Source organism: Pseudomonas sp. DD1, from assembly GCF_044510355.1.
In the GTDB taxonomy this organism is placed as follows: Bacteria; Pseudomonadota; Gammaproteobacteria; order Pseudomonadales; family Pseudomonadaceae; genus Aquipseudomonas; species Aquipseudomonas shahriarae.
Window position 1 is genome coordinate 56351 of the sequence record NZ_MSAJ01000011.1, and the last position, 25748, is coordinate 82098.

Genomic DNA, 25748 nt, shown 5'->3' on the forward strand with positions numbered 1-25748 from the left:
GATGGATACACCACATGTTGATATTGCCGGAGTCGGCATCGGGCCCTTCAATCTGGGGCTGGCCGCGTTACTGTCCAGACATCCTGGCGTGACAAGTATTTTCCTCGATCGCAAAGCAGAGTTTCGCTGGCACGAAGGGCTTCTGTTACCCGGTACCACGCTGCAGGTCCCGTTTCTGGCGGATCTGGTGACGATGGCCGACCCCACGCACCCACTGAGTTATTTGAACTACCTGCATCAGCACGATCGCCTCTACCCGTTTTATTACTACGAAAACTTCCAGGTGCCTCGCCGCGAATATGACCATTACTGCCGCTGGGCGTCGCAGCAACTGCCGGACTGCCACTTCGGTGAAGACATCTGCGAGGTGAGCTATGACGCCAGCGTCGACCGGTTCCTCATCGAGAGCCAGTCGGTGTCGGGCTTCAAACGTCATTACTACAGCCGCGACCTGGCCATTGGCATAGGCACCGTACCGTTGTTGCCGAAGTGGGCGCAGGTGAAGAGCACGGCGCCGGTGATGCATTCGGCGGAATTCGGTAAACGGCAGGCGCAACTGGCGCAGTGTCAGCGGGTCACAGTGATCGGGTCCGGCCAGAGTGCGGCGGAGTGCGTGCTGGCGCTTTTCAACGAACTGACCCCGGAACGCATCGCGGCGGGCGCTTCGATTCGCTGGGTCACCCGTTCGCCGGGCTTTCACCCCATGGAGTATTCAAAGCTTGGTCAGGAGTGCTTTACGCCGTCCTATATGGAGTACTTCCACAGCATTCCCCGCGAGCGCCGCCGAGACATCGTGGCGGGGCAGGGCTTGCTGTACAAGGGCATCAGTTTCTCGACCATCGCCGACATCTACGACCTGATCTACGAGCGTTCGATTGGCGGTAGTGACCCGGGCCTGACGCTGCTTTCCAATTGCGAGGTGGAGACCGTGGAGGATGTCGACGGCACGCTGCGCATTGCCTACCGGCACCGCGAACTGGACCAGGTCAGCACCTTCGAAGCCGATGCGATTGTGGCGGCCACGGGGTACGGGCATGTCTGGCCGCAGTGGTTTGAACGGCTGAAGGGCAGTGTGCTGCAAACCGATGAGTACGGTGACTGCATCGTCGACGAGGATTTTACGGCGCGTCGCTGCGATGCAGGCGCGGGTCGCATTTTTGTGCAGAACGCGGAAATCTTCCAGCATGGCGTGGGTTCACCGGACCTGGGGATTTCTGCCATTCGCAATGCGACGATTGCCAACCAGTTGCTGGGCCAGCCGCACTACCGCTTGCCCAAGCGCTCATCGTTCCAGCGTTACGGGATGCATGAAGGGTAGAAGTTGAAATGCCGGGTCTTGTTTACAAGACCCGGCTGGAGGGTTATACGCGGATGTGATCGACCACGACGCCGGCGGCATCGGGTGTGGTGAACAGCGTGAACACCTGATCAATCGTCGCGCTCAGGCGCGCCATCTGTTCGGCGCTGTAGCGGTCTGACAGGTAAGTAGTCACCAGGCGCAACGAGCGTTTGCCATCAATCATGTTTTCCATGATCTCGAACTGAATCCCGAACATCGACTGGCTCTTGTCCGGGTCAATCTGGCGGTAGCGGATCGTCCTGGCGTCGGGGGTTTGCAGGGCACCGTTCAAGGCATTGTTGGCGTGGATCTGGATGTACACGTCAAACAGCAGGCCGTCGGCGGGCGTCATGCCCAGGGCCTGTTGAATCAGTTCCAGGGGCACGTCGGCATAGGCCATGGAGTCGTTGATCAGGTGGGTGACGTTTTCAACCAGGGCGCCAATGGCTTGTTGGGGATCGAACTGCACCCGATGTGCGACCATCGTGGTGAAGTAGCCCACCGTTTCGTAGAAGCCGGGGTCGGTCCGGCCGGAGGCCGAGGTGCCGATCACCAGCTCTTTCAAGTCACCCAGCTTGTGCAGGGACAACGCAATGGCGGTATAGACCACACCGAACAAAGACGAATTGTTCTGCCTGGCGAAGGTGTAGAGGTTGTCGGTGAGCGCCTGGTCCGGCTTGATCTCAAACCACTGGGCTTTCGACGACACCGTAATGGGCGCGCTCGCCTGGGAGCCAGGGGAGGGCAGTGTCAAGCCACGGGTGGCATCGCGCAACATACCCGTCCAATAGTCGAGATGGTGTTGATTGATGCCGGTGGCCTGCTCGCGCCATGCAAACTCATGGAATGAGCGTGCGGGTGTTGCCCAGGTGGGTGTCTTGTCGGCGGCGCGGGCGAGGTAGGCCTGTGCCAGCTCTTCCATCATGACATTGAGTGACCACTCATCAATGGCCATGTGATGTACCAGCAGTGACAGGGTCTGGCGCTGGCGTTCTACGTCGTAAATAAAGCGAACCCTCAGGGGCAGTTCGCGGGACAGGTCGAATTGATAAGTGGCCTCGCTTTCCAGCGTCGCCCGCAGGCTTTCATGACTGGACCAGAACCACTTGTAGTCCGACAGTTGTGCGATAGGCACGATCTGCTGGTAAGCCTCATCGCCCTCAAAGTGGAAGGTGGTACGCAGGCTCGCGTGGCGCTTGAGCAGGTCGCTGAAGGCCTGCTCGAACAGCGCCTCGTCCACATCGTCGAGAAAGTCCAGGGCAAACGGCAGGTTGAAAATCGTCCCGAACTCATAGGCCGCATAGGCTCGGCCGAGGGACGCCTGGGCGAGGGCGAACGGTGCTTTTTGCACATCTTGCGGCACGTTCCCGGCAGTCGTCACCCCAGCGTTCTGCGCGATGACGTTGGCCCGTGAGGCCAGGGCCGCTGCAGACGGAGCACTGAAGAAGTCATTGAACTGGACTTCAATGCCGTGGTTGCTCAACAGCTTGCCGATGATGCGGGTCGCCAGCAGGGAATGGCCGCCGAAATCAAAAAAATCGTCCGTCAGTTGCATGTCGGGCTCGGCCAGTGCGCCACGGAATTCGCCAAGAATAATGGCCTCGACGTCATGGTTGACAGTCGTTGGCAGGGCGCTGACGGTAGGTGCACCGATAGTGCCATCCGCTTGGTGCTGCAACCACGGTGTGTCGCTGGCCGAGTACCCGACATAGGCGTTCAGCACCCCTCGATACAGATCGATGACCTGGCAAGTCTGGTCGAGGATCTGGTGCACCACGAACGCCAGGATCACGTGCTGCCCGGTTTGAATAATCAGCACCTTGAGCGGTGGCTGGGTCTGCGCATTCCAGGGCGCCGCCTGCTGCGCGAGCAATTGCCCGGTGGCGTCGGCCTCGGAGTGTGAGCCAATGAGCTCAACGCAGGCTTGCCAGTCAATGGCGTGAACTTTGTCCACTTCACCGTCGTCGTTGAACTGATAGCGCGCGTTCAGATCAGGCAAGTGTTCGATAACAGTCTTGATCGCCAGCTCAAGCTTTGGAACATCGATGTCCGCGTCGAGCTGCCAGGCGCTGAAGTGTTTGAGAATGCGTTCGGGATATTGCTGCTGCAAGAGCCAGATATGCTCTTCGTAACGTGTGGCAGATAGTTTCGAAAACGTATCTGGATTGGATTCCATCATGGAAATTTCCCGCCTTATCAAACTGAACAGTCAGAAGTAGAGATGGCACCGAGTGCCGACAGACCCATCCGGAGTCTGGGGTAACGCCCGGGATTCCGGGCACAAGAAGAGGCGCAGGCACGTTGCATTGCAGGGGCTCTATGAACGCCGTATGATTCAAATAATAATCATACCTATTCGCATTAGTCAAAAGCTGATCGCGAATATCAGCGTCTCAGGAGAGGTGAAGTGGACAACGGAGCGTTCGCGTTTAAGCAGCAATTTGAAAGGCTGTATATCGACCATCACAGTTGGCTGTGCAGCCTGTTGCGGCGCAAGCTGGGCAACCCGGTCGATGCTGCGGACCTCGCCCAAGACGTCTATCTCAACCTCATCAAAAAAGGCTGCGTGCCCTCGATCGAAGACTCGCGCTGTCACTTGACCCAAATCGCAAAGGGCATGGTGATCGACCTCTACCGCCGCCGTCGCCTTGAAGCGTGCCACCTCGAAAGGCTCAAGCTGCAGGCAGAGCCGTTGGCGCCTTCTGAAGAAGTCCGCGCCCTGGCCACGGAAACCCTAACCCAGATCGATCGCGCGCTGCACCGCAAACCCGTCAAGACCCGCCAGGCACTGCTGCTGTGCAAGCTGCATGGCATGGGCCATCGCGACATCGCCACCGAGTTGAAGGTGTCGGTGTCTTCCGTCGAAAAGTACATCGCCAGTGGTCTGCGGGCCTGCTCTCCGTTTCTTTCCGGGGCGTGCCCCCTCACCGATTAATGAACGTTTCGCTTGAGGATTTTGCGCTGCTGTCCGGAATACAAGGTACGCAGTGCGTAAAGCCTTCGAGCGCAAAGGAAGTCAGGCATGCCCTCAGGTTGCCTGCAGTGGTTATTCAGGAGAGCTCATGAGTGTTAACGAACCATCCGCAGCCAACGGCTCGGTGTCCCAGGTCCTCAATCCCATACGCGGACGACTGATCGTTGCGGGCCTGCTGGCCGCCATCGGCACCATGCTGACGATGGTGCCCCTGGCCGGCATCGCGCACATTGCCCAGTTCGCGATGGGCCAGGCAGAACTGGCCACGGCCTGGGCGCAGATGCAGGGCCCCGTCTGGCGCGTGGTGATCATCAGCCTGGGGTGTCTGTTCCTGGGGCTGACGCTGATCTCGATGGGCGAAATGGTTGCGCACCTGGCCGACAATCACATCACCGGGCGTTTGCGCCTGGCGATTACCCGCCGGTTGGCCAAGGTACCACTGGGCTGGTTTACCAGCCGGGCATCGGGCGAGGTCAAGCAGGCGATGCAGGATGACATCGGTACGCTGCACAGCCTGACGGCACATTTCTACACCACCCTGGGCCGCACCCTCGGCGCGATTCTCATCTCGATGATTTACCTGTTTGCCATGAACTGGCGCATGGCGATTGTCTCGCTGCTGCCGTTCCCGCTGTTTTTCCTGTTTTTCTCCAGGGCCACCAAAGCCAGCGGGGCGAACATGCAGTCGTTTGGCGCCGGCATGGCGCGTATCAACAATGCGGTGGTCGAGTTCGTCAACGGCATCCCCGTGGTCAAGGCCTTTGGCGTCGAGGGCAAGGCCCACGGCAGTTACCGTGAAGCGGTGGATGGGTTTGCCGACGCGTTCACCGACTTCACCCGGCCCCTGGTCAGCGCAATGGCCAACGCCCACGCGATGATCGCCCCGGTGGCGGTGCTCGGTGTGGTGTTGGCCTTTGGCACGTTGTTCGTGAGCCTGGGCTGGATCACGCCAGTGGAGGTGTTGCCCTTCGCCTTGGTGGCGCCGGGCATTTGTGCGCCGCTGTTGCTGCTGAGCTACATCACCCACGACTTGAACAACGCCACCGGCGCCGCCCAGCGCGTACACAAGTTACTGCAAACCCCGGTGCTGCAAACCCTGGCGGGCGAGGCAACAACGTTACCTGAACGGGTTGAAATACGCGTCGAACACGTCGGCTACAGCTACGACGCAGAGCACCCGGTACTCAGCGACGTCAGCTTCACGCTCAAGCCCGGCACTGTCACGGCGATTGTCGGCGCGTCCGGCTCCGGCAAGTCGACCCTGGCGCGTCTGCTGTTGCGGTTCTTCGATCCGAGCGAGGGACGTATCACCCTGGGGGGCGTCGACCTGCGGCAGATCGAGAGCGCGCAGTTGTATCGGCGCATCGGCTTTGTGCTGCAGGAAGTACGCCTTATCCATGCCAGTCTGCGCGACAACATCGCCCTGGGCCGTCCTTCGGCCAGCCAGCAGGAAATCGAAGACGCCGCGCGCACCGCCAACATTCACGAACGCATCCTTGCGTTGCCACGGGGCTACGACTCGGTGATCGGCGAGGACGTGCAGCTCTCCGGTGGCGAGCTGCAGCGCGTGAGCATTGCCCGTGCAGTGTTGCTCGACCCGCCCGTGCTGGTGCTCGACGAAGCCACGGCGGCAGCCGATGCCGAAAACGAGGTGAAGCTGCAGCAAGCGCTGTCGCGATTCGCCCAGGGCCGCACCTTGATGGTGATCGCTCACCGTCTCGATACGGTGATGCATGCCGATCAGATCATCCTGATCGACAACGGCACGATCTGCGAGCAGGGCCGTCATCACGAACTGCTCGCGCGCAACGGCCGATACGCCCGACTGTGGGCGCTGGGCGGCTATGAACAAGGCTCTGAACAGGCGGTATCGTCATGCTGAACACCTTTATTCAACTGCTGGGCGAAGAGGCCCCGGTACTGCGCCGCTACCTGTGGATGACGCTGGTCTATGGCCTGCTTTGCGGGCTGACGATAGTCACCCTGGTGCCGGTACTCACCCACCTGTTGGGTAGCGAGCTGCGTTCGGCGGCGCAATGGCTGGTGGTGCTGGTGATCGGCGTGGCGCTGTGCTGGGCGCTGCGGCGCACGGTGGAGAAGGCCGGTATCCGGGTCGGCATCGCCGTCCTGCAAGGTGGCCGTCATCGGCTCGGCGACCATGTGGCGCGCCTGCCGGTAGGCTGGTTCAGCGCGCAAAACACCGCGCGGCTGAGTCATGTGGCGTCCCAGGGCATGATGGAAATGGCCCAGTTGCCCGCCCACGTGTTCACCCCTCTGATCACCGGCGTGGTCACGCCGCTGGTGATCCTTGTCGCGCTGTTTGCATTGAATGTGCAGATGGGGCTGATCGCGCTGGTGACGCTGCCGATCCTGTTTGGTGTCTTCGTGCTTACCGCTCACCTGGGCCAGCGTGCCGATCAAAGCTTCCAGCACAATGCGGCCCTCACCAGCCAGCGCATGGTCGAGTTCGCCCAGGCGCAATCGGTGCTGCGCGCTTTCAACGGCGAGGACGGCGGCACTCAGTTTCTGGAACAGGCCATCGCACGCCAGCAGCAGTCGGCCAAGCGCCTGATTCATGTCTCGGCGATGTCCGTGGTGTTCAATGCCTGGGCGGTGCAGGCCGGTTTCGCCGCCTTGCTGGTCGCCGCCACGCTGTCGCTGGGCGAGCAGGTGGGCGCCAACCTGCAAGCGGGTTCGGTGATTGCCGTGATCGTGTCGTTGCTGCTGGTCAGCCGCTTCATTGATCCGCTGCTCGAAGTCGCCGGTTACAGCGAAGTGCTACGGGGTGCGCGTGGCCAATTGGAGGCGGTGCGCGGGATCTTTGCGGTCCAGCCACTGCCACAGCCAGCGGCGCCGCAAGCGCCGGTGGATGGCTCGGTCGAACTGCGCAACGTGAGCTTTCGTTACGCCGAGGATCAGCCTGAGGTTCTGCGCGATATTAGCCTGCGTATCGAACCGGGCAGCATGACCGCGCTGGTGGGTGCCTCAGGTTCCGGCAAGACCACCCTGGTGCGCCTGATTGCGCGGTTTTTCGACGTGACGCAGGGCAGCGTGATCCTGGGCGGTGTGGATGTTCGGCAGATGTCCAGTGAGCAACTGGCCGGCCAGATCAGTCAGATTTTCCAGGATGCCTACCTGTTCCAGGGCAGCATTGCCGACAATATCCGCATCGGCAAACCCGATGCCAACGATGCCCAGGTGCTGGAGGCGGCACGGCAGGCCGGTGTCATCGAGATCATCGAACGCTTGCCACAGGGCCTGGAGACAGCGGTGGGTGAGGGCGGCGCGCGGCTGTCCGGCGGAGAGCGCCAGCGAATTTCCATCGCCCGTGCGCTGATCAAGGACGCGCCGATTCTGTTGGTCGACGAAGCCACCGCGGCCCTCGATGCCGAAAACCAGGCCGCCATTGCCGATGCGTTGGCACGTCTGCGTGGCACCCGCACGCTGATCGTGATTGCCCACCAACTGTCCACGGTAGCCATGGCCGACCAGATCGTGGTGCTCGACCAAGGCCGCATCAGCGAGCGCGGTGCCCACTCGGCACTGAGTACCGAGCCTGGGCTCTACGCGCATTTCCTCGCGCAACGCCGGGCCGCGAAAGGCTGGCGGATTGCCGGAGCGTTGGACAGTGAGGGCGGTTCTTGAGTCGTGCAGCTTTATTGCTACTGTTTGCCGCGCTGTGTTGCCTGTCGCTGATGGTGGGCGTCAAGCAGGTCTCGTGGACCGCGCTGCTGACCTTCTCCGATGATGCCTGGCTGACCCTCACGGCCAGCCGCTTGCCGCGTCTGGCGGCGTTGATCCTGACCGGCGTAGGGCTGGCCATCTGCGGCGTGATCCTGCAACAAATCGTGCGCAATCGCTTCGTCGAGCCCGCCACCTCCGGCGGCCTCGATGCGGCGAAGCTGGGCATTCTGATTTCGCTGACAGTGGCGCCTGCCACGGGGGCGGCCGGCAGGATGCTGTTTGCCCTGGCGTTCTGCTTCGGGGCGAGCCTGCTGTATGTCGCGATCATCCGCCGTATCAAGTTCAAGAACACCGTGATGGTGCCCGTCATCGGCCTGATGTACGGCAGCGTGTTGAGCGCCATCGCCGAGTTCTATGCCTACCGGCACAACATGCTGCAGGGCATGCAGGGCTGGATGCTCGGCGACTTCTCGAAGATCGTCCAGGGCAACTACGAAATCATCTACCTGATCCTGCCGATCGTGGTCCTCACCTACCTCTTCGCCCATCGCTTCACTGTGATGGGCATGGGCGAGGGCATGTCCAGCAGCCTCGGCTTGAACTACGCGGCCAACGCCGCGCTGGGGCTGATACTGGTGGCGGTCACCGTCTCCGCCACGGTAATCACCGTGGGCGCGATTCCCTTTGTGGGGCTGGTGATTCCCAACCTGGTGGCGCTGCATTATGGCGAGAACCTGGAGCGAACCTTGCCCATCGTTGCGGTGTGCGGCGCGTCGTTGCTATTGGCCTGCGACATCCTCGGCCGGCTGCTGATCTATCCCTTCGAAGTACCCATAGGCCTGACGGCGGGCAGTGTGGGCGGGGTGCTGTTCCTTGTATTGCTGATCAGGAAGTACACATGAACGCTATGGCAACCCGCTTCGGCGTCTGGCTGGTGGTCCTGGCCCTGGCGCTTGCATTCTTGTTGCTGGGCTCGGGGTTTGACTTCGCGTACGTCATTCCCAAGCGGCTCACTCGCTTGGCGGCGATGGGCATAACCGGGGTCTGCATTGCCTATTCCTCGGTGATTTTCCAGACCATCGCCGGCAACCGGATCCTCACCCCGGCGATCATGGGCTATGAAGCTATCTACCTGTTGTTCCAGGCCCTGCTGATCCTGTGGCTGGGCACCCAGAGCCTGGTGCTGCTGGGGCGTAACGGCAATGTGTTGCTGTCGGTGCTGTTGATGCTCGGCTATTCGTGGCAGATCCATCGCTGGCTGTTTCGCGACGGGCGCAACAACGTCTACCTGCTGCTTCTGTTGGGGCTGGTGCTGAGCATGGTGATGGCGACATTTACCCAATTTATCCAGCTGAAAATCAGCCCCGGCGAGTTCTCGATTTTCCAGGGCTTCAACTATGCCTCTTTCAACAAGGCGCAACCGGCGCAAGTGATCTACTCGGGCCTGTTGGTGGCGACGGTGTGCCTGATCGCCCAGCGCAGCCTGCCGACGCTCGACGTCCTGTCCCTGGGGCGTGACCAGGCGATCTCCCTGGGGGTCGACTATCAGCGCAGTGTGCGCCTGCAACTGGCGCTGATCGCGATTCTGGTGGCGGTGTCCACCAGCCTTGTCGGGCCGACCGCGTTCATGGGCGTGTTCGTCGCGAACATCACCTATGCGCTGGCGCGAACCGCCCGGCATCGGGTCACGCTGCCGATGAGCTGCGCCATCGCCATCGGCATCTTCATCGTCGCCCAGTACCTGGTCGAGCAGCTGTTCAACTACAACACCTCCGTCAGCATTCTCATCAACCTGGTGTGTGGCGGGTATTTTCTCGCGCTGATGGTTCGAACCCGAGGCGCACCATGATTTCCCTCAGTCACGTCTACAAGGCCTATGGCAACAAGCACGTCCTGAGTGACGTCAGCGTGCAGTTTCCCCAGGGGCAGGTCACCTCGCTGATAGGCCCCAACGGCGCCGGCAAAAGCACGCTGCTGATGCTGATCGCACGCCTGCTGGCGCCAACGCGCGGCGAACTGTTGATTGGCGGCCGCAATCTCCTTGAAGTGCCGATCCGCGACTACGCCAAGCGCGTGGCCACCTTGCGCCAATCGCCGGATTTCAACCTGCGCCTGACCGTCGAGGAACTGGTGGCTTTCGGACGTTTCCCCTACAGCCGTGGCGCGCTCACCGCTCAGGACCGCCAGGCTATTGATGACGCTATCGAGTTCCTGTCGTTGCAGCGGCTGCGCCTGGCTTACATCGACGAACTCAGCGGCGGGCAACGGCAGATGGCGTTTCTGGCGATGACCATCGCCCAGCAAACCGATTACCTGCTGCTGGACGAGCCGCTCAACAACCTCGACATGAAGCACGCCGTACAGATCATGCGCGCCCTGCGGCGCTTGTGTGACGAACAGGGGCGCACGGTGATTCTGGTGGTGCACGACATCAACTTCGCCGCCAACTATTCCGACCACATCGTGGCCATGAAAAACGGCGCGGTGCATTGCCGTGGCCCGGTCAGGCAAGTCGTCACCGAGGCGCGCCTGCGGGAGCTGTTCGACCTGGATTTCGAGATCCTGCACAGCGAGCAAAGGTTCATCTGCAATTACTTCAATCCAACACCGTCAAGGGAGCTGATATGAGTACCGGTAACGCAACAAGATGCTGTGGAGCACTGCTGGCAATCGCGATAGCGGCGGGGCTGCAAGGCTGTGACAAACCGGCAGCACAAGCCACGCCGGCTGCGACGGCCCAGGCGCATTACCAACCGATCAAGATCGAACACCCATTGGGTACGACGCTGATTAGCAAGCTGCCCGAGCGGGTGGTGGCCTTTGACATGAGTGAACTGGACACCCTCGACCAGTTGGGCGCGCCGGTGGTGGGTATTGCCAAGGATTACGTCGCCAGTTTCCTGGTCAAGTACCGCGACGACCCGAACATCATGGACGTCGGCACCACGATCCAGCCCAACCTCGAACGCCTGCATGCCCTCAAGCCCGACCTGATCCTGATCTCGCCGCTCCAGGCACAAAGCTACGCGGAGCTGAGCCAGATCGCGCCGACGGTCTATGACGACGTGGACCTGACCAACCAGCACGGCAATTTCATCACCACGGCCAAAAACCATTTGACCAGCCTGGGGCGCATCTTCGGCAAGGAAGAACTGGCTCGCCAAAAGGTTGCGCAAATGGACGCCAAGGTCGAGCAGACTCGCCGCGTCACCGAAGGGCGTCCGGAGAAAGCGTTGATCGTGCTGCATAACAATGGCGCGTTCACCTCCTATGGCGTGAAGTCGCGCTACGGTTTTGTGTTCGACACCCTGGGCGTGAAGCCGGCCAGCAGTGACATCGAGGCCGGTTTGCATGGCCAGCCGATTTCCAATGAATTCATCCAGCAGGCCGACCCCGACATCCTCTATGTGATCGACCGCACGGCGGTGATGGAACGCCGGCCGGCGCTGGACTTGAAGAGCCTGGATAACCCGCTGCTGCGCAAGACCAAGGCCTGGAGCAGTGGGCGTGTGATCTTTGTCGATGCCCAGACCTGGTACCTGTGTACCGCCAGCGTGACGTGCCTCGATCGCATGGCTGACGAGGTGGTCCAGGGCTACAAGGGCTAATCGCTGCGGCAAAAAAGGGCGGGTGCCGTTCAGGCATCCGCGTTCTTTGAAAAATATCCAAATGCTAATGATTGCTATTGAGGGTTTGACCTTCTGGTTCGGAGTACCTAGTGAATATCCACTAACTCTCCGCCTTGAAAGGAATCCAGCATGTCGGAACGCTGTCGCCACGCCACTCCTGATTTACTGCAGGCTGCGCAACGCTTTACCTTCAATCGCACATTCACTGCCGTTCACATGGCGCTATTGCTGGGGTTGGGCACCACCTCCATGGGGGCGGTCGCTGCGCCACCTGCCGAGCCGTCAAAACAGCAAACGCTGGAACTGGGCGAAACGCTGGTGGAAGGCAGCATGGACTCCGCCGACGACTTGCCGCCGGTGTATGCGGGTGGGCAGGTCGCCTCGGGCAGTCGTGTCGGGCTGCTGGGCAACAAGGACTTCATGGAGACGCCGTTCAACATCATCAGCTACACCGATGAGTACATTCAGAACCGCCAGGCTCAGGACATCGGTTCATTGATCGGCGCCACCGACCCTTCGGTATATGTGCCAACCAAGCGCAGCAACTTTGAAACCTTCTTTATTCGCGGCTTCTACAGTAACGCCGATGACATCACCTACAACGGCCTGGTCGGCATGGCGCCGAACATGCGCGGTTCCACCGAACTGGCCGAGCGTATCGAGGTGCTCAAGGGGCCATCGGCGTTGCTCAACGGCATGCCACCCAGCGGCACCGTCGGCGGCAGCATCAACCTGGTGCCCAAGCGCGCGGGCGATGAGCCTCTTGCACGCTTGACTACCACGTATGAATCCCGTGGTTTGGGCGGCGTGCATGCGGACCTGGGGCAACGTTTCGGTGACAAGAAACAGTTCGGTATCCGTTTCAACGGTGTCTACCGTGACGGCGACACGCCCGTGGATAACCAGCAGCACAAAATGGCGCTGTCGTCCCTGGGCCTGGATTGGCGCGGCGAGCGTGCGCGCATCTCGCTCGACTTCTACAAGCAACGCGAGCGTGTCGACGGCCTCAACTACTTCGGTATCAATACGATCGGCACCAACGTGACCCACCTGCCAAGCCCGAAGAAGGGCGACCATTCACTGGCGCCAGACTGGGCCTACACGATCAACAACACCACTACCACCATGGTACGCGGTGAGTACGACCTGTCAGATTCCGTCACGGCCTACGCGGCATGGGGGCAGCGCGATGGGGGTTACAACGCGCTGATCAACTCCAGTACCCTGATCAACAATGTGGGTGACATCAGTTCTTCGGCGATTCGCTCGACCCGCAGCGGCACCCAGCAATCCGGTGAACTAGGCCTGAAGGGCAAATTCCAGACCGGGCCTGTGGGCCACACCTGGACCCTCGCCACCACCCGTTTCACCTCCGACAACAGCTTCAAGGACGCCAGGGCCGGTATTCCCGGTACCACCCATTTCGACAACCTGGACTTTGGCGACACACCGACCTTCCCGGGTTATGGCGTGACCACCTCGCAGACCCGCGCGACCCTGGGCAGTTATGCGCTGGCCGATACCCTGTCTTTCGCCGATGACCGCGTGCAATGGACCGTGGGCGCCCGCCGCCAGCGCGTGGAGAACACCACCGAGAACTTCGGTGACTGGGCGTCGAAAGTCAGCTACGACGAAAGCCGCGTCTCGCCGGCCACTGCCCTGTTGGTCAAAGTGACGGACAAGGTGTCGCTCTATGGCAACTACATCGAAGGCCTGAGCCAGGGCGCTACGGCACCTGATACGGCAGCGAATCGCGGTGCAGTCATGCAGCCTTACCAGACCAAGCAATACGAGGTGGGGGCCAAGGTCGACCTGGGCACGTTCGCCCACACCGCCAGCCTGTTCCAGATCGAGAAGCCGAGTGCCTTTACCAATCCGGCCACCAATATCTTCGGCGTCTACGGCGAGCAACGTAACCGTGGTGTGGAGTGGTCGTTCTTCGGTGAGCCGCTACCGCGCCTGCGCCTGATGGGGGGCGCGACCTATACCCAGGCGGAAATGACCAAGGTGGTCGCCGGCGGCGTCAAAGGCGAGCAAGTCACCGGCGTACCTAAGGTGATCGCCAAGCTGGGCACCGAATACGACCTGCTTGACGTGCCTGGGCTGACCTTGACCGGTAACGTCAACCATACCGGTAAGCAATACGCGACCAACGACCATCGGGTCTCGCTGGACGCTTACACCACCTACGATGTGGGCGCGCGTTATGCGTTCAAGGTCGAGACCAAGCCGGTGACCCTGCGCGCCACCGTGCAGAACGTCACCAACAAGGCGTACTGGCTCGGCTCGTGGAACGGCGGTGACGGCAGCGGCCTTTCCGGTGGTTTGGGTGCACCGCGTACCTTGCTGGTCTCGGGTACCGTAGATTTCTGACGGTGCCTGGAGCAACGCATACAAAGACGCCTGCAGCGATGCAGGCGTTTTTTTTGCCTGTGGCGCGTAACGCCGAGCGGTACCGATCAGGTTGACGTTTTCCCTGCGCATCATCATTGGCGATCGCTCGACTTCAATGATCGGGTAGCGCTCGGCGGCGTTTTTGGGAACCGCAACGGGTGATGTTTTGAAAAAGGGGGCCATGATCCTCAGGCTGGGGGGCATCCTTTTCAAACCATCCAAAGCATGCCCTCGATGTGCCCCCAATGTAGCAATCCACTGGAAGTGAATGGATCTCCATGGCCTATGAAAAGCCAGAAATGATCAGCTAAACAGCCTGCCCGACAACGCCTAAAGACTCTCAGGATCCCCAAAAAACATCTGTATCCGCGACCGCAACCAGCGCTCCCCCGGATCATTGTCCTGTGAACCACGCCATGCCATATGCAATTCAAAACTGCGCACAGGCAACGGCGGGTCTTCAGCCCGCAGGCCGCCTGCGGCGGTCAGGGCTTCGGCGGTGTAGTCGGGCACGGTTGCGAGGATGTCGGTGCCCGCCAGCAGGGTGCCCAGGCCGTTGAATTGCGGGACGGCCAGCACCACATGGCGCTTGCGATCGAGTTTTTCCAACTCTTCATCAATAAACCCGCTGAGGTCGCCGGCAAACGAGACCAGGGCGTGGGGGCGGGCGCAGAAGTCGTCCAGGCTCAGGGAGCCGGGCACGCTGTCGGCGCGCAGCAGTTTGGGCAGGCTGCGGCGCAGCAGCTTGCGCTTGGCGTTGGCCGGCAGGTCGGCGGTGTAGCTGACGCCGATGGAGATTTCCCCGGAAGCCAGCAGGCCTGGCATCAGGATGTAATTGACGCGGCGGATCACCAGCACAATGCCCGGCGCTTCGGCGCGCAGGCGCTTGAGCAGGGGTGGCAGCAAGGCGAACTCTACATCGTCCGACAGGCCGATGCGAAACACTGCGGTGCTGGTGGCCGGATCGAATTCGGCGGCGCGGCTGACGGCGGTGGAAATCGAATCCAGGGCCGGCGAGAGCAGGGCGAAAATCTCCACCGCCCGGGCCGAGGGTTCCATGCTGCGCCCGGTGCGCACGAACAGCGGATCATCGAACAACCCGCGCAGGCGCGACAAGGCGGCGCTGATGGCCGGCTGGCCGAGGAACAACTTCTCGGCAGCGCGGGTCACACTGCGCTCATGCATCAAGGTTTCGAATACGATCAACAGGTTCAGGTCGACACGACGCAGGTCGTTACGGTTCATCTTGTGTCCTGGCAGATTCAGCGAACTTGACGTGAGCGGCCACATGATAACAATGGCCGGCATGAATCTTACGGGGAAAGGCTGGTACTCTGCACCGGCTAATTCAGATTTCCTACGCTGCCTGGGGTATTTTCCGAAGGGGCGGAATCAATGACAGACATGACGACTATTAATGGCGACTGGTGGCCTTGCCCCGAAAGCCCAGATAAAGTTCATGGCATTAGAGGTTACTTTGGCGAGGTTTGCGATGTCCCGCACGATCCGTTTTCACAAGTTTGGTCCGGCCGAGGTGCTCAAGTGCGAAGAGCATGAAGCCACGTTGCCCGCACCGGGCGAAGTGCAGGTGCGTGTCGAAGCGATTGGCATCAGCTGGTACGACATTCTCTGGCGGCAGAACCTGGCGTCTTCCCATGCGCGCTTGCCGTCGGGCCTTGGCCATGAAATGGCCGGTGTGGTGGTGGCTGTGGGCGAGGGCGTTGAAGACCTGGCCATTGGCGACAAGGTTGCCAGTTTTCCGGCCGAAAGCCCGAATGACTATCCAGTGTACGGCGAACTGATTGTCCTGCCCCGTTCAGCCCTGACCCGTTACCCGGATGTCTTGAGCCCGGTGCAGGCCAGCGTGCATTACACGCCGTTGTTGATTGCCTACTTTGCCTATGTCGACCTGGCGCGGGTCAAGCCCGGGCAATTCGCCCTGGTCACGGATGCCAGCCATTGTGCCGGGCCTTCGTTCGTACAATTGGGCAAGGCCCTGGGGGCGCGGGTGATTGCCGCCACCAAGTCGCCGGACGAGCGTGAATACCTGCTGTCCCTGGGCGCGGAAAAGGTCATCGTCACTGAAGAGCAGGACTTGCTGATGCAAATCAACAAGTTCACCGATGGACGCGGTGTGGATGTGGTGTTCGACGGCCTCGGTGGCCCCCAGATGTCACTGTTGGGCGATGTTCTCGCACCCCGTGGCAGTCTGGTGTTGTATGGCCTGCAAGGTGGCAACCAGACCCCGTTCCCGGCCTGTGCCGCGTTCCAGAAAAACATCCAGTTCTTTGTGCACTGCATCGGCAACTTCACCGGCAAGCCGGAGTTGGGCATTGCCCAGGACCAGGCCGCATTGCAACGGGCCCTGCGCGAGATCAACCAGTTGACCGCCGACGGCATGCTGGTGCCGCTCAAGACCCGGGTGTTTGCGTTCAGCCAGTTCGTCGAAGCCCATCGCTATATGGACGAATGCCCATGCCGCGAGCGGGTGGCGTTGCAGGTTGAAGCTGTTTGATCTGTGGGAATGTTCGTAAACGGACATTTCGCCGGTGTTTGCCATGGGGCAAATACGCCATTTAGAAGGACAGGATCTCCGCGCCTGCTGAATCTGCCGCCGGGATTCTTCCCCTGCAAAACCTGCCTTTAATGCCGCCGCTGCCCTGAATCCCAGAGCAGCGGCGTTTTACATGGGCACTGCGGTAAACACCGGCTCGCCAAACTGCACTGGTTTTCGCGCCGAGTCTGTATCTTTTAATCATCAAACAAGCGCTGATAATTGCCCAGTCACTTTCATCTCAAGGACTGAGCAATGATTGCAGAAATCAAATCCAAACAGCGGTTCGCTGTAACTAATAAGTCGTCTTGTATACCGGCTCAAGGACGTTGGCCTGTAGAGAGAGGCTTAAAGTGCGCGCGAACTGAATCCCGACTTTGCCCTGCACTGCATATGTCAGATCATTCTTTAATGTTTGAGTTAAAGACTAGTAGGAAGTTGTAAGACCGTTCCTAAGGTGGTCATTGGGCCGCTGTAGGGGCTTTCTTCAGCAGGTGGTGGCATCTTCGTCGGGATGTTCCAACTGGCGTTTTGTTGTGCGGTGCTAACATTTAGCTATCAGCTTTAATCGCAACAGACGTCAACTCTAAGCAAACAGCAGGTCGGACAGGCACGCGCAACTGCTTGCTCGGAACTGACAGTTAACCTCAGGTAGTAAAGCTATGAGCGCTATTCACGAACAAGCCATGAATTATGTTTACCAGCAGGTATTGCAACGGTTGCAGGGCTACTTCTCGCGAGCGGAGCGCACCGCACTTCAGTTATTGATTCAGCGGTTGATTGTAGCGGCAGGTGGCATCGAGCAGATCGGCGACTACAAAGTACTGGTCACCCACGGGGGCGGCAAAGGCAGCAGTTACGCACTGGCCTTCTTGCGCGCCGCCCAATTGACCATCGCCGGCCGGGCGCCGAGGAGTTTTCAATTGCGAGTCGCAACCCTGCGCCATACCGGGATGACGCAAGCGGCGCTGGACAGCATTCATCGGGGCTACAGTGCGTTGTTTTTCCACGACGACCCCAGGGTCGAGCTGCTGATGGTGGAAAACCAGGAAGTTCTGCCCTTCAACCACCTGCGCCCCGCTTCAGCAGCGGGCCAGGATATCGGCCGGCGCAACATGTTGATGATCGGGCATAAGCGTTCAGGGGATATCCGCGCCAGCGTGTGCAACGACAGATACTTGTCCCTGGGGGATTTCTATCGCCGTATCACGGCATGGGACGGCGGGGTGCACGCCCTGGTCAGCAGTGATTCGCCGCGCCAGCAGAACCAATACCTGGCGTGGCTGTTCAGGACCACCCGCGCTGCTGGCATGAAAGGCCACGCCGGCCAGCCACTGGCGCTCAATGCCCTGTTTTGCCGGATGGATGATTGCAGCGCCGGCTATTACCGCGATGTCTATGGCGAACATTACGCGTCGGAGGATAACGCTTCCAAAGAGGTGCATCGTCACCTGACCTATATCGGCGTGGCCGATCTGTTACGCGCGGCCGGGCAGGATTTCACGGCACTGCTTTACGATTTTATGGGTTACAAACAGGATGAATTCGCCTTTCAGTTCAGCACCCCGGCCTACGCCAACCCCTTGCTGATGGCGCATATGCATGGCCTGCAGGCCGAAGTGCTGCTGGGCCTTGATTATCGAGAGGGCGTCACGCGCTTTATCGAACACGCCAGCGGCTTTATGCGCCGTAAAAAAATCCCCGAATTGCTGATTGCCCAAGCCGGCACCAAGGATGGGCGCATGCTGGCGGCGACCTACGCCCGCGAGTTCTTTGGCCTGGAGGAGAGCCAACTGGTGTGCCTGTTGTTTTCACCGTTTATCCAGCAAGGACAGCGGCTGGAAGCCTTCTTGCGTCGCTGTCACCCGGGCATGCTGGTGGCGCTGCCCGAACTGCACAAAGCTCTTGAGGGCAAGGCGTCGGCAGAGCTGATCCAGCATTGGATTGTCGATACCAGCGGTTTGCCCCTGGCGCTTTTGCAGCATTTGTACGGCACCCATGTTGCGGCCAATGCGGCCTGTATCAATGTCGAGGAGCCGGCCACAGGACCGTGCGGCGTAACAGGGTACTGAGGGTGGTTGCGCGACGGCAGCCGTTGCTCGGGCAGGAATCCTCATGAGGGACGATAAACAGGCAGACTTCGCCTATCAGGCGGTGTATCGCTACATGATCAACCTGATCAATGAAGTGGGCACCGAGGGCCGGGTCAAGCTGCCGTCCTTGCGACACCTGGCAGAGCGGTTGAATGTGTCGATTTCCACCATTCAGTACGCCTACTCGCTCCTGGAAAAGGAGGGCAGGGTGTACTCGGTAGCCAAGTCCGGCTACTACGCCTTGCCCATTGCCGGTAGCACTGCGTGCTGTACCACGGGGGATTTGCTGGAGCGCTTGTATGTAGGGGCACGCAGGCCGGGGATGTTGGTACTCAGTGCCGATGAGCCGGCACAGCTGTTGTCCCTGGACGCGCCGCTGCTGCAACTGGAGCGTGAACTGGTGCGCCAGTATCCGCGCCAGTTGCAACCCTATTCCCAGCCGTGTGGTATCTGGGAACTGCGTGCGGCACTGGCGGCGCGCTATACCCGTTCGCCCACACGTTGCTGGCAGGCGGATGACGTGTACATCGGCGCGGACCTGCGAGGTGTCCTGGCCATTCTGATCGAGGTGCTGGCGCTCAAAGGGGCGACGGTGTTGGTGGAGTCGCCGTGTGACTGGCTTATCCTGCGCCTGTTGCAAGATGCCGGAGTGCGTGTGATCGAGTGGCCATGCAACGAGCAGGGCAGGCTCGATCCTGGGTATCTGGAGCAGCAACTGCGGACCGAGGGGGTGCAACTGGCGCTGCTGTCCTCGACCCCAGGCCTTGCCACGGGTAACGCCTTGAGTGTGGCGGATCAGGCGCAGGTGGCCGGGTTACTGGAGCAATATGACTGCTGGCTGCTGGAAAACGACACCCATGGCGGGCTGGCGTTTGAGGCGTGCACCCGCTACCTGCGGGACCTGGTGAACCCCGAGCGGCTGATGGTGTTTTCCAGTTTCGAGAAAGCCATGGGCCCGGAGGCGCCCTACGGTTATCTACTCTCGCGACACCTGAGCACGCCCTTGCAGCGTCAGTTCCTGTTGCGTGCGTTTCGTTTATCGTCCATTCGCCAGCGTGCGATTGCCCGGCTGTACCACAGTGGCCGCTTTGACCAGCACCTGGATGATTTGCGCATAGTGCTCAAGGAACACGCTGCAGCGATGCAGGCACGCCTGGCCCAGCATCTGGGCGAGCGCGTGACGTACCGGGCGCCGCAGGCTGGCGCCACCTTCTGGTTGCGTTCGACCGAGGCCGTGGATATGCGCCGGGTGTTCCAGAACATGCTGGCGCGCCAGGTGGTGATCGCCCCGGGCGAGTTATTCAGCGTGACGGGCCTGTACCAGCAGCACTTTCGCTTGAGCCATGTGGTCAGCACTCATCACAGCCTGGACCTGGTGTTGGAGGAGTTGGCCCAGGCCCTCAAGCAGGGGCAGCACGGATGAATTGGTTTTGTGGGAAATATCACTGATTATTGTGGGATAGATACCGTCGCGTGGCGGTCGAACACCCAGTAAACTGCATTCCTTTTCCGAATCCTTCTTTTCAGAGGTTTTTGCATGACTCTCAGTCCTTTTGCGGGCAAACCGGCGCCAGCTCAATTGCTGGTGGACATCCCGCGACTGGTGACGGCCTATTACACCGGCCAGCCCGATGCAGCGATCTCCACTCAGCGCGTGGCTTTTGGTACCTCCGGGCACCGTGGCAGTTCTTTTGACTTGAGCTTCAATGAGTGGCACGTATTGGCCATCAGCCAGGCCATTTGCCTGTACCGTGAGGCGCAAGGCATCAATGGCCCGCTGTTTGTCGGCCTCGACACCCACGCGCTGTCCACGCCGGCCGGCGCCAGCGCCCTGGAAGTGCTGGCCGCCAACGGTGTGCATGTGATGCTCGCCGAAGGCGATGAATACACGCCGACCCCGGCGATTTCCCACGCCATCCTCTGCTACAACCGTGGCCGTACCAGCGGGCTGGCCGACGGCATTGTCATCACGCCCTCCCATAACCCGCCCCAGAGCGGCGGCTACAAGTACAACCCGCCCAACGGCGGCCCGGCCGATACCCACGTCACCAAATGGATCGAGGCCAAGGCCAACGAACTGCTGGCGGCCAAGCTGGCCGGGGTCAAGCGCATCACCCACGCGCAGGCGCTGAAAGCCGACACCACCCATCGCCATGACTACCTCAACACCTATGTGGCCGATCTGGTGAATGTCATCGACATGGACGCCATCCGCAGCGCCGATCTGCGCCTGGGCGTGGACCCACTGGGTGGAGCAGGGGTGCGCTACTGGTCGGCCATCGCCGAGCATTACCGTCTGAACCTGGACGTGGTGAATACCGAAGTCGACCCGACCTTCCGTTTCATGAGCGTGGATTGGGATGGCCAGATCCGCATGGACCCGTCCTCCAGCTACGCGATGCAAGGCCTGATCGGCCTTAAAGAACGCTTCGATGTAGCCTTTGCCTGCGACCCCGACCACGACCGCCACGGCATCGTCACTCCGTCGGGCGGGCTGTTGGCGCCGAACAACTACCTGGCGGTGTCGATCGACTACCTGTTCCAGAACCGTCCCCAATGGCGGGCGGATGCTGCCGTGGGTAAAACCGTGGTCAGCAGTGGTTTGATCGACCGCGTGGCCGCACGCATCGGCCGCCGCCTGTACGAAGTGCCGGTAGGCTTCAAATGGTTTGCCGACGGCCTGTTCGACGGCTCCCTGGGGTTTGGCGGCGAAGAAAGCGCGGGCGCTTCGTTCCTGCGCAAGGACGGCAGCGTGTGGAGTACTGACAAGGACGGTCTGATCCCGGCCTTGCTGGCCGCAGAAATGACCTCGCGCAAAGGCCAGGACCCCAGCCAGATCTACCGTGGCCTGACCGACGCCCTGGGCGAGCCGTTCGCCATTCGGGTGGATGCCAAGGCCACGCCGGCGCAGAAGGCGCTGCTGGGCAAACTGGCACCGGAGCAGGTCACGTCCACGCAATTGGCCGGGGAGAGCATCCAGCAAATCCTCAGCCATGCGCCGGGGAATGACCAGGCGATTGGCGGGCTGAAAGTCATGACCGAAAACGGCTGGTTTGCCGCACGGCCGTCGGGCACCGAGGACATCTACAAGATCTACGCCGAGAGCTTTATTGGCGAAGATCACCTCAAGCGCCTGGTGGAAGAGGCTCAGGTGTTGGTGGATGGCGCCATCACCGCGAACTGACACACAGTTGTAAAAAATGTGGGAGCGGGCGTGCTCGCGATGGCGGTGGATCAGTCAATACATGTGTGACTGACCCATCGTCATCGCGGGCAAGCCCGCTCCCACATTGGTTTTTGAGTCTGGCTCGAGATCAGGCCAGGTCCACCAGCACCACTTCGCTGTCTTCGACCGCCGTTACCCGCAACACCCGCTCATCCTGCACTGCAACGCCGTCACGCGCCTGCGCTCGCAGACCATTGACCTCGATCACCCCGGTCGCCGGCACCAGGTACGCCCGGCGGCCTGCATCCAGGTGATACTCGGCACTTTCCCCAGCCTTCAGATTGGCCGCCACCAGGCGTGCGTCGGCACGGATCCGCAAGCTTTCATGGTCACCGTGCTTGCCGCTGGCCAAGGTCACGAACCCTTCGCGCTCACCCTTGGGAAAAGGTTTGGCGCCCCAGGAAGGGGGCAAGCCCGCTTCATTGGGAATGATCCAGATCTGGAAAATTTTGGTCGCCGTGGCTTCAAGGTTGTATTCGCTATGGGCGATCCCGGTACCGGCGCTCATCACCTGCACGTCGCCCGCCTCGGTGCGGCCCTTGTTGCCAAGGTTGTCGGCGTGGCTGATGGCACCTTCACGCACATAGGTGATGATTTCCATGTCCCGGTGCGGATGCTGCGGAAAGCCGGTGCCCGGCGCGATGATGTCGTCGTTCCACACCCGCAGGTTGCCCCAATGCATACGTTGAGGGTCATGGTACTCGGCGAACGAGAAGTGGTGATGAGCATCCAGCCAACCGTGATTGGCGCCGCCCAGGGAGGTAAAAGGTCGAAGTTCAAGCATGATCGTCTCCTGTTGATGGGCGTATCATCCGCCAGGGCATCATCGACAAAAAGCGTAAAAAATGCCTGATTCTTATCAGATTATTCGATTGTTTTTCCAGCCCCAGAACTAGACCCCAGCTTCAGTTCATCGCCTAACTGCATGAAGCCAAAGCAATTGGCTGGAACTGTCGAGGGATTCCGGCGACCATAGGGCCTCTGTTCGCTCAAGCCCCCGCAGGAGTCCGCGTGCCGCAACACACCCCCGATCTGCCTCCCGAACTGCGCCCCCTGGCGCAAATGCCGCTGTTCAAACGCCTGGCTGCGCGGCTGTTTGGCCATGGGTTGACGCGCCTGCGGGCCCAGCATCGTTTTTCGTGGTTGCACGGTCAGGCCGATGGCTTTCGCAGCGGGCATGAGGCCGGCGTGGAGTATGGCTACCAGGAAGGCCGGCGCGATGGCATCGAGGAGGGCCGTCAGGTTCTGTTGATTCGCGACTTCCGTAGCGATGAGCACCGCGCCCCGGGCGTGGACGACAGCCTGTTCGACGATTGGCGCCTGCCACTGACCCCCGAACTGAAAAAACGCATCAAAGCCGATGTGGCGCGCCTGCTGCCGGCCCATGCGCAGCCCAGCACGGCGCAGTGGAAGATGATCTTCAGCGATACCCCTTCAACTTCGGTGATTGCCGGGGCCGGGGCTGGCAAATCTACCTCGCTGGTCCTGCGGATCCTGCTGTTGACCCATTACCTGGGCTTTGAGCTGAGCGCCATGACCGTGGTGACCTTCACCCGCGAGTCGCGCCAGGACTTTATCCGCAAGCTCATGGAGATTCTCCACCTGTGGGGCCAACCCCTTGCTTTGAAAGAAGCCCAGGCGGTAGTGCGCACCTTTCACTCGCGCATCCTGCCTATGGTTCGTAGCCTTCCGGGCTTTGAGCGGTTGCAGGCCTTCGAAAACCTGCGCAGCGGCCTCTACGATGACGAGGCCGACAGCAACCCCTTCGATCTGCGCATCAACGATGCCCAACGCCAGCAGCTCAATGCCTGCTACCACGGCCTCTACGGCCGGCATGCACGTTTTCGCGAGTTGATTGCACCGATGGCCCGCCATGCCTTGCAGCTCAAGGAGCTGGAACGCGACCACCCGGATGTGCAAAAACGCGTGGCCGTCACCGAGTTGGCGGCCAAGCGCGATGAAGAATTGTGCGATGTGATCGAGGATCTGTGGTTCCGGGCCGGCGCATGGCCGATCAAGGGCATCGAGCCGAACCGCCAGCGTGTTGAAATCAATGGTGCGTCGTTCCATTGCCATGGCTACAGCGCCGAGCTGGATGCCTGGGTGGTGCTGGGCTTCGACGCCAGGGAAAACCCACAGATCGCCCGCCCTGGGGCCAAGCTGTCGGTGCGGGCTGAATGGGCGGTAAAACGCACCCTGTTTCAAGCATTCTGCCGCAAGCCATTGATTTGGTTGGATAACTACGAATCATCCAAGCGCCTGTTGAGCAGCCTGGCGGGGGATGCCAGCTCCGGCCCCGGGTTTGATTACAAGGTCAAAGGTGAGTTGGCTTCAGCGCCATTGCTGGACTGTTTTGTGAGCGCCGCCGGCTTTATCGAGAACCTCGGCCTGGACGTGCCCACGGCGGTGGGCCAGATGAGCTTTGCCAAGGATGACCCGGACCGCGGCTTCTTCGAGGCCCTGAGTATTTTCTGGAAGGCCCTGGAAGATCATCTGCTGGACCAGTCGCCGCCGATCATGACCTACAACCGCATGTTTTCGCTGTTTGGCGAGAACACGCCAGAAAACCTCAAGCTGCTCAGCGACGGGCTGTTGCGCCCGCTGTCGCACTTGATGATCGACGAATTCCAGGATGTCTCGCCACAGATCGTGTCGTGGATCCGCGCCAGCCTGCGCGAGATCCGCAGCCGTGGGCCGGCGCTGCATGTGGGGCGCGCGGCCCAGCATTCTTCGCTGCTCTGTGTCGGTGATGACTGGCAGTCGATCTATGGCTGGCGCGGCAGTTCGCCCAAGTACTTCATGGAGTTCAACAAGGAGTTCCCGTCGCCGACCACCACGCGGGTGATGCTCGGGGAGAACTTCCGCAGTCATCAGCACATCATTGATGCGGCCGAACATATCGTTAAAGCCGCACCGGCAATCAGCGGCAAGAAGGCCAAGGCCAGCGGCGCAGCCAGGGCGCTGGTGCCGGTACAGGTGCTGGATCGTGACGAGGCGGGCCTGGCGCAGCGGTTGCTGGCGCACTATCAACGGGGCGAGTCGGTGTTGATGTTGTATCGAAAAAGCAGCGATAAGCTATTGATTCAGGAACATATTCAGTCTGTAGTTAACCTTGATTCTAGCTTGCCGCCGGGCATGCGCCGCTTTAAGCAACTGACCTACCACAGCGCCAAGGGGCTACAGGCGGATGCTGTGTTTTTGCTCGGCGACTGCCAGCACCTGACCCGTTCGCCCTACAAGAACCAGGTGTACCGCATGGCCGGCCTTGGCAAGGACGGGGATGCCGAGCCTTACGACAATGCGCAAAAAGACGAAGTGCTGCGCCTGGCCTATGTCGGGATTACCCGGGCGGTGAGCCATTGCTATTGGTATGTCGAGGGGCAGGATGGCCAGGTGGGGCATGCGCCCAGGGCGTCGGATCGGGTGGCGGGGGGCAAGGCGTTCTTTGATGATCGCCGCGCCATTAAAGCGCAATAAATCAAATGTGGCAGCTGTCTCGCCGGGCGAGATAGCTCCCACACCCTTCAGGCCTGTAGCAACTTTGGCCGCACAAACGATTCCAGCTCAGCCTCGATCGCCTCGATAATCCGCTCCACATCCGTGGCATTCATCACCGTGGCGCAGGGAATGCCAGCGATGGCAATCAGGGTTTCACCACTCTCTCGGTCAAACAGGCGCGCAATCAGGCTGCCGGGTGCGTCCATGCTGCCTTCAAAACCGACCGGATGAAAATGCCAGCGCATCAACTGACATGCGTTGGGGAACGTCACTTTGTTCATGTGGCCCACCTTGTTCATTGAGCGCTTCCTTTAGCTCGCGGCAAGGGCGTCAGAACCATCAATGGCGCTGACCGTG

General features: G+C 60.7%; 18 protein-coding genes. 14 read left to right on the plus strand and 4 right to left on the minus strand.

Translation table 11 applies throughout. The annotated features are described in order from the left end of the window. The first annotated feature begins 1 nt into the window (after position 1). Complete coding sequence (gene basC / locus PSFL_RS08260) at positions 2 to 1318, plus strand: putative histamine N-monooxygenase (protein WP_315492670.1); 1317 nt, start codon at positions 2 to 4, stop codon at positions 1316 to 1318. A 43-nt stretch (positions 1319 to 1361) separates the two neighbouring features. Here basC and PSFL_RS08265 read toward each other — a convergent pair whose 3' ends face one another. Continuing rightward, positions 1362 to 3518 (minus strand): condensation domain-containing protein, encoded by a 2157-nt coding sequence (locus PSFL_RS08265; protein WP_115128188.1) that lies wholly within the window; start codon positions 3516 to 3518, stop codon positions 1362 to 1364. A gap of 228 nt (positions 3519 to 3746) precedes the next feature. Between PSFL_RS08265 and PSFL_RS08270 the strand changes: the two genes are divergently transcribed. From PSFL_RS08270 to PSFL_RS08305, 8 genes are all read left to right on the plus strand, one after another. Further along, positions 3747 to 4274: a sigma-70 family RNA polymerase sigma factor gene (locus tag PSFL_RS08270; RefSeq protein ID WP_170059115.1), complete on the plus strand. Its 528-nt coding sequence runs from the start codon at positions 3747 to 3749 to the stop codon at positions 4272 to 4274. Between the two features lie 127 nt (positions 4275 to 4401). Next, positions 4402 to 6195 carry an ABC transporter ATP-binding protein gene (locus PSFL_RS08275; protein ID WP_115128190.1) on the plus strand — a complete coding sequence of 598 codons (1794 nt, stop codon included), beginning with the start codon at positions 4402 to 4404 and terminating at the stop codon, positions 6193 to 6195. Continuing rightward, positions 6189 to 7958 carry an ABC transporter ATP-binding protein gene (locus PSFL_RS08280; protein WP_198848746.1) on the plus strand — a complete coding sequence of 590 codons (1770 nt, stop codon included), beginning with the start codon at positions 6189 to 6191 and terminating at the stop codon, positions 7956 to 7958. The genes PSFL_RS08275 and PSFL_RS08280 overlap by 7 nt, the downstream gene beginning before the upstream one ends. Continuing rightward, on the plus strand, positions 7955 to 8899 hold the full coding sequence (locus PSFL_RS08285; protein WP_397469894.1) for an ABC transporter permease: 945 nt from the start codon (positions 7955 to 7957) through the stop codon (positions 8897 to 8899). Before PSFL_RS08280 ends, PSFL_RS08285 begins: the two co-directional genes overlap by 4 nt. Then, positions 8896 to 9846, plus strand: a complete 951-nt coding sequence (locus tag PSFL_RS08290; protein WP_115128192.1) for an iron chelate uptake ABC transporter family permease subunit — start codon at positions 8896 to 8898, stop codon at positions 9844 to 9846. Before PSFL_RS08285 ends, PSFL_RS08290 begins: the two co-directional genes overlap by 4 nt. After that, positions 9843 to 10625 (plus strand): ABC transporter ATP-binding protein, encoded by a 783-nt coding sequence (locus PSFL_RS08295; RefSeq protein ID WP_397469895.1) that lies wholly within the window; start codon positions 9843 to 9845, stop codon positions 10623 to 10625. Before PSFL_RS08290 ends, PSFL_RS08295 begins: the two co-directional genes overlap by 4 nt. Next, positions 10622 to 11605 carry a siderophore ABC transporter substrate-binding protein gene (locus tag PSFL_RS08300; RefSeq protein WP_115128194.1) on the plus strand — a complete coding sequence of 328 codons (984 nt, stop codon included), beginning with the start codon at positions 10622 to 10624 and terminating at the stop codon, positions 11603 to 11605. The genes PSFL_RS08295 and PSFL_RS08300 overlap by 4 nt, the downstream gene beginning before the upstream one ends. A gap of 150 nt (positions 11606 to 11755) precedes the next feature. Continuing rightward, the gene (locus PSFL_RS08305) at positions 11756 to 13999 is read left to right on the plus strand and encodes a TonB-dependent siderophore receptor (protein ID WP_115128195.1); all 2244 of its coding nucleotides are present in this window, start codon (positions 11756 to 11758) and stop codon (positions 13997 to 13999) included. Positions 14000 to 14350: 351 nt separating this feature from the next. Here PSFL_RS08305 and PSFL_RS08310 read toward each other — a convergent pair whose 3' ends face one another. Then, positions 14351 to 15265 (minus strand): LysR family transcriptional regulator, encoded by a 915-nt coding sequence (locus PSFL_RS08310; RefSeq protein ID WP_057959684.1) that lies wholly within the window; start codon positions 15263 to 15265, stop codon positions 14351 to 14353. A gap of 247 nt (positions 15266 to 15512) precedes the next feature. On the opposite strand from PSFL_RS08310, the gene PSFL_RS08315 reads away from it, so the two are divergent. From PSFL_RS08315 to pgm, 4 genes are all read left to right on the plus strand, one after another. After that, positions 15513 to 16535 carry a zinc-dependent alcohol dehydrogenase family protein gene (locus tag PSFL_RS08315; protein WP_057438444.1) on the plus strand — a complete coding sequence of 341 codons (1023 nt, stop codon included), beginning with the start codon at positions 15513 to 15515 and terminating at the stop codon, positions 16533 to 16535. A gap of 701 nt (positions 16536 to 17236) precedes the next feature. Beyond that, the gene (locus PSFL_RS08320) at positions 17237 to 18646 is read left to right on the plus strand and encodes a hypothetical protein (protein ID WP_170044897.1); all 1410 of its coding nucleotides are present in this window, start codon (positions 17237 to 17239) and stop codon (positions 18644 to 18646) included. 37 nt (positions 18647 to 18683) lie between these two features. Next, positions 18684 to 20090 carry a PLP-dependent aminotransferase family protein gene (locus tag PSFL_RS08325; protein WP_397470069.1) on the plus strand — a complete coding sequence of 469 codons (1407 nt, stop codon included), beginning with the start codon at positions 18684 to 18686 and terminating at the stop codon, positions 20088 to 20090. 114 nt (positions 20091 to 20204) lie between these two features. Then, entirely contained in the window at positions 20205 to 21851 is a 1647-nt protein-coding gene (pgm, locus tag PSFL_RS08330) for a phosphoglucomutase (alpha-D-glucose-1,6-bisphosphate-dependent) (protein ID WP_115128198.1), read from the plus strand. Positions 21852 to 21981: 130 nt separating this feature from the next. Here the strand turns inward: pgm and PSFL_RS08335 are convergent, their stop codons facing one another. Then, positions 21982 to 22677 carry a pirin family protein gene (locus tag PSFL_RS08335; RefSeq protein ID WP_057438447.1) on the minus strand — a complete coding sequence of 232 codons (696 nt, stop codon included), beginning with the start codon at positions 22675 to 22677 and terminating at the stop codon, positions 21982 to 21984. 227 nt (positions 22678 to 22904) lie between these two features. Between PSFL_RS08335 and PSFL_RS08340 the strand changes: the two genes are divergently transcribed. Further along, positions 22905 to 25370: a UvrD-helicase domain-containing protein gene (locus PSFL_RS08340; RefSeq protein WP_397469896.1), complete on the plus strand. Its 2466-nt coding sequence runs from the start codon at positions 22905 to 22907 to the stop codon at positions 25368 to 25370. A gap of 47 nt (positions 25371 to 25417) precedes the next feature. Here PSFL_RS08340 and PSFL_RS08345 read toward each other — a convergent pair whose 3' ends face one another. Then, complete coding sequence (locus PSFL_RS08345; RefSeq protein ID WP_057438448.1) at positions 25418 to 25690, minus strand: DUF1652 domain-containing protein; 273 nt, start codon at positions 25688 to 25690, stop codon at positions 25418 to 25420. Positions 25691 to 25748: the final 58 nt, after the last annotated feature.